The organism is Allobosea sp. CRIB-10 (genome assembly GCF_900112185.1).
Classification (GTDB): Bacteria; Pseudomonadota; Alphaproteobacteria; order Rhizobiales; family Beijerinckiaceae; genus Allobosea.
Genome location: NZ_FOKP01000024.1, coordinates 97885 through 103900, shown reverse-complemented (window position 1 = coordinate 103900; position 6016 = coordinate 97885). Strand labels below are relative to the sequence as shown.

Genomic DNA, 6016 nt, shown 5'->3' with positions numbered 1-6016 from the left:
CACGCACCTCAGGCGAGAACTTGTTCGTCGTCTTGCTCGTCATAGCCCCATCCTCTCAGGAGTTGGGGCCTCCGACAAACCCGGGGCGGTTCACTGCCCAGTCGGATCGTCCGTTCTACAACTTGGCTCTGCTGCCCGGCTGAGCTCCAGCCGAGAAGCCTGGGTATACGTAGGCCCGCTTGATCGCCTCGCAGTCGGCCTCGCTGACGCCGCAGGCGCGGGCCGTCGCGTACCATTCGCGGGCCACGACTTCGGTCATCTCATCGACCAGCGCCTTTGCTTCATCGGGAGCGAGGAGAAACCGGCGGCATTCGCTCAATAGGTTGGCCGCGTTGGCGAACCGACCCTGCGCGCCGCAGGCCATGGCGAGGTCGCGCCGCTCCTCTCCGATCGAAGGCGTCGGCGTCAGGTCGTAGGCCGGCGAAAGGCGCCAGCCAGACCCTGGCGCGACGGCCGCGTGGTTGCGCGGATGATCGTCGGTGTTGGAGACAAGGGCGTTGAATACCATCCTGCGGAACAACTCGCGCGCGTCGTCGGTGGGGCGCTCGCTGATGCGGCGCAGGGTCTCGACCAGCACGACATAGGACCAGCGCGCCCGTCCCTCGAGCGTCTCGTCGGTCTCGAGCAGGGTCAAAGCGCTGACCATACGGGCGCGGGCGTAGCCGTCCTCGACGCGCGTGCGGTCAAAGCGCTTGACCAGCAGAACGTCGCGACCGCCGATGCTGGCGATCTGCGACTCTGCCGTCTGCAGACCGCATTGGCGGGCAAGCCGGAGTGTGGCGTGCTCAACGCGCGCCATATTCCAGCGGTCATCCGTGCGGTTGAACTTGGCGAGCCAGAGCGCGTCCTCACTCTCGACCACGACCTTGGGCCGGGCGCCGCCCATCGAGGTGCCGAGCAGCAGCAGCTCCTCGACCTGCGCGGCGTCTCGAGGCGGCGCGTCCACGAGCAGCGCGTCGGCGAGCGCCTGCAGCTTCTCCAGGTCCCAGGTCTTGTTGAAGTTACGCGCAGGCGCGGGCGGCTCGACGCCAAGGCCAAAACCCAGGGCGCCGGCGCGATCGTCTGGCGAGTGCAGCAGGTAGTCGAGCTCGCCCATTTGCCCAAGGCCGGCGTGCTTCTCGATCACCTGGCGGCCCCAAAAATCCGGCCCGGCGTCCCGCAATGCACCGAAGACACCCTTCAGACGCACTGTTTCATAGCCGGCGCGACCGAGGCGCAACTCGACCGGATCGATCTCGACGGCATCCGCGCGCTCGCGATAGCGCCGGCCGTAGACGAACCGTCCCACAGCGACGTCGTTACGGTCGACAAGCTCGAAGCGCCCGGCGGTGACTGCCGCCGTGGCGCCCGGGAGCGTCATATAGACATAGGCGGCGGGCATGGGCGGCCTCAGAAGTCGTCATCGAAGGACTGGGGCGTGCTGGCGTGGCGTCGCTCCCGCAGGCTCGCTAGTCGCAGGCCTTCTTCGTCCGTTGCGGGATCGGCGAGCGACTCCAGGCGCTCGACCAGGCCGTACGACCACAGAAGGGCGGTATAGATGGCGATGCTGGTGGACGGCTTGCCGTGCTCTGCCTCGCCGATCACCTCGCGGCTGGCGCCGATGCGCGCGGCAACGTCGGCGAGCGTGATGTTGCGGCGCAGGCGCGCCGTGCGCAGGTTCGCGCCTAGGCGCTTTAAGGCTGTCTCCACTTCATAAGGCGGGGTGCTTAAAAGATGGCCGCGGCGCATGAGATTCCTCCACGCCAGATAATGTCGGTTAAAGTCGACGAATTCAAGTTATATGTCGGCTCAAACCGGCTAAGAATGTTGCCGCCCCATTCTTGATGAAGTGCGGGTTGGGCATGTTGGAAGGCGAGTATCAACGAGCTCTGCCCACCGATCTCAACCGCAGCGATCTGGGTCTCTCCGGGGTGGCTAGGAACCGTTCGAGCGCAGCGCGGTGTGCCGGGTCCGTATCGGGCGATCCTGCCAGCGACGAGATCCGGCCGCGCAGACGAGCTACGTCGACGAGTGCCGCCAGCGGCGCAAGATGTACGTACTCGGTCCGTAGCGCGACCCGGTCGCCCATCGCGTGCGACAGCGACATCCTCGGGCACGCCATGGTGAGCGCTCTCGAAGGCCGGCCCTCACGTCAGCGGTTGGGTTGCACCATGACGAGCCGGTCGCATTTCGCTCGACGCTCCGGGCGAGCCGAATTCGTGCCGGCGCGGTTGGTAGATGACGGCGGCGTCGAGATCCTCGGACGAGGTGGGTCGGCTCGGTTGAGGCCGCTCGTCCAAGCCGACGGCCTGGCCGAGATCACCGTCGAGAACGCGGGCGTCCAGCCAGGAGACATGGTCCTCTTCCATCCCTTCCGCGACGGCTTCATCGTCTGACCCAGAACCGATCGGGAGCAGCGAGGATATTCAGTCCTACTGGCCTATGCTTGCCTGCATCGCCCTATCGACTACCGGCGCGGTCGCGCAGTATATCTCGGCTGGCGAGCGGTCCTGGAACAAGTGCCGTGCCTGCCACCAAGTCGGGGAGACGGCCAGGAACGGTGTCGGCCCGCAGCTCAACGGCCTGTTCGGGCGCCACTCCGGCGCGGTTGAGGGGTACAGCTACTCGGTTGCCAACAAGAACTCCGGAATCACCTGGGACGAGGCCGTCTTTGCCGACTACATCAAGGACCCGAAGGCCAAGATACCCGGAACCAAAATGGTCTTCCCCGGCATCAAGAACGAACAGGAGGTCAAGGATCTGACGGCCTTCCTCAAACGGTTCAGTGCGGATGGCAAGAAGAGAATCTAACGGTCCCCTTTGGACAGCCGACCTTGGCCTCCCACCCCACCAGTGGAAAATCTAATGTTGGTCGTGACTGCACTGACTGTGATCTGCCAGCGTCTCGATGATGGCGCAGTCGCAAGCGGTGACGCCGCCCGAGCAGGTCGCCGCGATACGCTCGAGTTCCTTCTCCAGCGAGCGTAGCCGCGCAATCTTGTGGCGGACATCGTCGAGATGGGCGACGGAGATCGCATGCGCCTCGTCGCAGGACATGCCGGGGTTGTCCGACAGCCTGAGCAGTGCGCGGATGCCGTCGACGGGGAAGCCGAGGTCGCGGGCATGCTTGATGAAGGCCAGGCGCTCGACATGGGCCCGGCCATAGCGACGCTGGTTACCCTCCGAGCGGTCAGGTTGCGGCAGCAGCCCGACCTGCTCGTAATAGCGGATCGTCTCGACCTTCACGCCTGTCCGGTCCGAGAGCGAGCCTATCGGCATGGCGCGCGCAATGTTTTTCGCGTCCATCTGCATTTTCCCTCTTGAACCTGAAGTGGCTAGAGATCGTATCTAGGACGTCTGATCGCGCCCACAAGCGGAGACGACTCATGACAGCGACCGCGGATGCCAAGCTCCAGACACTCAGCTGGAGGGTCGGCGGCATGGACTGCGCGAGCTGCGCGGCGACGATCCGCGGCGCCGTCGAACGGCTGCCCGGCGTGAGCGACGTGAAGCTCTCGGTAATGTCCGAGACGATGACGCTCGTGCTCGACGAAAGCCAGAGCCCGCGCGAGGCGATCGAGAAGCGCGTCGCCAGCCTCGGCTACACGACGGCGGTCGTGGCCGCGAAGACGACGGCAGCCCCGACCCCGGAGCCGGCGGCGGCCTGCGGTTGCTGCAATGATCATGGACATGCCGAAGCGCCGCCTGCGCCGGCGATCGAGCACAAGCCTGCATCCCTGAGCTGGAAGATCGGCGGCATGGACTGTGCAGGCTGCGCATCGACCATTCGCGGCGCTATCGAGCGACTGCCGGGCGTCAGCGACGTCAAGCTCTCGGTGATGTCGGAAACCCTGACGCTGGCGCTCGACGAGAGCCAGACGAAGCGCGACGCCATCGAGAACCGTGTTGCCAGTCTCGGGTTCACCGCCACATCGCAGGCGTCGAAGACGCAGGCGTCCAGGTCTGGTCAAGGCGATGGCTGCGACCACGCGGATCATGCCGGCCACGACCATATCGGTCATCGCCATACCCATGACGATCACGGCCATTCTCACGACGATCATAAGCACGTGCGCAAGCCGGCGACGGTCGAAAGCTCGCGCGACCATGCTGCGGAAGCCGGCCACGGCCTGCCCGGCCACGTCCATCAAGCAATGCCCGAAGGCGTATCCTGGTACCAGACCAACAAGGGCCGGCTCGTCTTAACGACAGGCGCGCTGCTCGGCGCAGCCTGGGCTTCCAGCCTCGCCTGGCCCGCCGCCGCGCACTGGGCCTTCATAGCCGCTTGCGTGATCGGGATCATTCCCGTGGCGCGCAAGGCCTATGCGGCGGCCAGCGCCGGCATGCCCTTCACCATCGAGATGCTGATGACGATCGCCGCCACCGGCGCGCTGTTCATCGGCGCGGCCGAGGAAGCGGCGCTGGTCGTGTTCCTCTTCGCGGTCGGCGAGGTGCTGGAGGGAGTCGCGGCCGACCGTGCGCGGGCCTCGATCCGGGCGCTCGGCGACCTCGTGCCAAAGACGGCGATCATTGAGGAGAACGGCGAGACGCGCACGATCGACGCCGCCGCCCTGACGATCGGCCAGACGGTGCTCGTCCGGCCGGGCGATCGCATTCCGGCCGATGGCGAGATCACCGACGGCGTCTCCGGCATCGACGAGAGCCCGGTCACGGGCGAGTCGGTGCCGAAAACCAAGGGCGTGGGCGAGCCGGTCTTCGCCGGCTCGGTCAACAGCGAGGCGGCGCTGCGCGTGCGCGTCACCAAGGCGGCAGAGGACAACACCATTGCCCGCATCATCCGGCTGGTCGAGGAGGCGCAGGAGGCGCGCGCGCCGACCGAGCGCTTCATCGACCGCTTTTCGCGCGTCTATATGCCTGCAATCGTCGGGCTGGCCGTACTGGTCGCCATCGCGCCGCCGCTGATGATCGGCGGAGAGTGGTCGGTCTGGATCTACCGGGCGCTGGCGCTGCTGCTGATCGGCTGCCCCTGTGCGCTGGTGATCTCGGTGCCGGCATCGATCGCCGCCTCGCTCTCGACCGGTGCGCGCCAAGGCCTGCTGATGAAAGGTGGCGTCGTCATCGAGGCCGCCGCCAAGACCAGCATCGTCGCCTTCGATAAGACCGGCACGCTGACGCAAGGCCGCCCGCGCGTCACCGAGGTCGTCGCGCTGGGACGGACTGAGCGCGAGGTCATCGAACTCGCGGCCTCCGTCGAGACCGGATCGAGCCACCCGCTGGCGCTGGCGATCATCGAGCGCGCCAAGGCGCATGCGATCCCGGTGCGCAATGCGATGGAGGCCAAGGCGATCGCCGGACAGGGCGTCACCGGCACGCTGGATGGGACCGTGATATTCGTTGGGGCGCCGCGCCACGCGCTCTCGCGAGCCAGCTTCGACGAGCAGGCCAAGGCTGCCGTGGAGCAGTTGGAGACGGCCGGCAAAACCGTCGCCGCCGTGATCGCCGACGGCGCGCTGGCGGGGCTGATCGCGATGCGCGACGAACCGCGCGAGGACGCCGCCGCCGGCATCGCCGAGCTCACGGCGATGGGAATCCGCTCGCTGATGCTGACCGGCGACAACGCCCGCACCGGCGCGGCCATCGCCGGCTCGCTCGGAATGGAGCACAAGGCCGAGCTGATGCCGGAGGACAAGGTCGCGGCGATCAAGGCGCTGTCGGCTGAAGCCTCGGTCATGATGATCGGCGACGGCATCAACGACGCGCCGGCGCTCGCCGCCGCCGGCATCGGCGTGGCGATGGGCTCGGGCACGGACGTGGCGCTCGAGACAGCCGACGCGGCGATCCTGAAGAGCCGGGTCCGGGACGTTGCCGCCATGATCCGGCTGGCGCGGGCGACGATGGCCAACATCCGCGTCAACATCGCCATCGCACTCGGGCTGAAGGCGGTGTTCCTGGTCACCACGGTGTTCGGCTACACCGGGCTGTGGGTCGCGATCCTGGCCGACACTGGCGCGACCGTCATCGTGACGGCCAACGCCCTGCGGCTGCTGCGCTTCAACGCCGGCCGCGCGGCTTGAGC

General features: G+C 67.0%; 6 protein-coding genes. 3 read left to right on the top strand and 3 right to left on the bottom strand.

The window, feature by feature from the left end; genetic code table 11:
* Positions 1-115 precede the first annotated feature (115 nt).
* Both BMZ69_RS24480 and BMZ69_RS24475 read right to left on the bottom strand, forming a co-directional pair.
* A complete protein-coding gene (locus BMZ69_RS24480) occupies positions 116-1381 on the bottom strand; it encodes a type II toxin-antitoxin system HipA family toxin (RefSeq protein ID WP_092161759.1) in 1266 nt (421 codons plus the stop codon).
* 8 nt (positions 1382-1389) lie between these two features.
* On the bottom strand, positions 1390-1728 hold the full coding sequence (locus BMZ69_RS24475; RefSeq protein ID WP_092161757.1) for a helix-turn-helix transcriptional regulator: 339 nt from the start codon (positions 1726-1728) through the stop codon (positions 1390-1392).
* Positions 1729-1823: 95 nt separating this feature from the next.
* On the opposite strand from BMZ69_RS24475, the gene BMZ69_RS32475 reads away from it, so the two are divergent.
* Entirely contained in the window at positions 1824-2375 is a 552-nt protein-coding gene (locus tag BMZ69_RS32475; RefSeq protein ID WP_092161755.1) for a MoeA family protein, read from the top strand.
* 46 nt (positions 2376-2421) lie between these two features.
* Positions 2422-2790 carry a c-type cytochrome gene (locus tag BMZ69_RS24465; RefSeq protein WP_092161753.1) on the top strand — a complete coding sequence of 123 codons (369 nt, stop codon included), beginning with the start codon at positions 2422-2424 and terminating at the stop codon, positions 2788-2790.
* Between the two features lie 51 nt (positions 2791-2841).
* On the opposite strand, the gene BMZ69_RS24460 is transcribed toward BMZ69_RS24465, so the two are convergent.
* Positions 2842-3285 carry a MerR family transcriptional regulator gene (locus tag BMZ69_RS24460; RefSeq protein WP_244543518.1) on the bottom strand — a complete coding sequence of 148 codons (444 nt, stop codon included), beginning with the start codon at positions 3283-3285 and terminating at the stop codon, positions 2842-2844.
* Between the two features lie 80 nt (positions 3286-3365).
* On the opposite strand from BMZ69_RS24460, the gene BMZ69_RS24455 reads away from it, so the two are divergent.
* Positions 3366-6014, top strand: coding sequence for a heavy metal translocating P-type ATPase (locus tag BMZ69_RS24455; protein ID WP_139219180.1), 2649 nt, complete (start codon positions 3366-3368; stop codon positions 6012-6014).
* The last annotated feature ends 2 nt before the right edge of the window (positions 6015-6016 follow it).

Excerpts from the sequence above, each read along its gene's own strand:
- BMZ69_RS24480 (WP_092161759.1), bottom strand. The coding sequence starts at position 1,381 with ATGCCCGCCGCCTATGTCTATATGACGCTCCCGGGCGCCACGGCGGCA.
- BMZ69_RS24475 (WP_092161757.1), bottom strand. The coding sequence starts at position 1,728 with ATGCGCCGCGGCCATCTTTTAAGCACCCCGCCTTATGAAGTGGAGACA.
- BMZ69_RS32475 (WP_092161755.1), top strand. The coding sequence starts at position 1,824 with ATGAAGTGCGGGTTGGGCATGTTGGAAGGCGAGTATCAACGAGCTCTG.
- BMZ69_RS24465 (WP_092161753.1), top strand. The coding sequence starts at position 2,422 with ATGCTTGCCTGCATCGCCCTATCGACTACCGGCGCGGTCGCGCAGTAT.
- BMZ69_RS24460 (WP_244543518.1), bottom strand. The coding sequence starts at position 3,285 with ATGGACGCGAAAAACATTGCGCGCGCCATGCCGATAGGCTCGCTCTCG.
- BMZ69_RS24455 (WP_139219180.1), top strand. The coding sequence starts at position 3,366 with ATGACAGCGACCGCGGATGCCAAGCTCCAGACACTCAGCTGGAGGGTC.